1 pseudogene is annotated in these 267 nt (G+C 74.2%); it reads right to left on the reverse strand.

Annotated elements, in window-relative coordinates:
* Window positions 1–51 precede the first annotated feature (51 nt).
* Window positions 52–267: pseudogene (locus tag DEIPI_RS29690) on the reverse strand (hypothetical protein); the annotation flags it as partial.

The raw sequence follows: 267 nt of genomic DNA on the forward strand, positions 1-267 counted from the left end.
CCTGGAGTACCTGCTGGAGGAACTCGCGGCCGGTGCGGGCGGGGGAGAGCGTCAGCCCTCGTCCTGAGGGAGCGCCGTGAGGTCCGCGCGCAGGGGTCCGAGCGCCATGAAGCGCGCCCGGTCGAAGGGCCGCGCGGCGAGCAGGGCGTTCACGTCCGCCGCCGTCACCGCCTCGAAGCGGGCGATGGTCTCCTCCAGCCCGAGGGGCCGTCCGAAGTACAGGTGGTCCATGCCGAGCGCGAACAGGCGGCCGTAGGGCGTCTCGGC

Origin of the sequence: Deinococcus pimensis DSM 21231, assembly GCF_000519345.1 — a bacterium.
GTDB lineage: Bacteria > Deinococcota > Deinococci > Deinococcales > Deinococcaceae > Deinococcus_A > Deinococcus_A pimensis.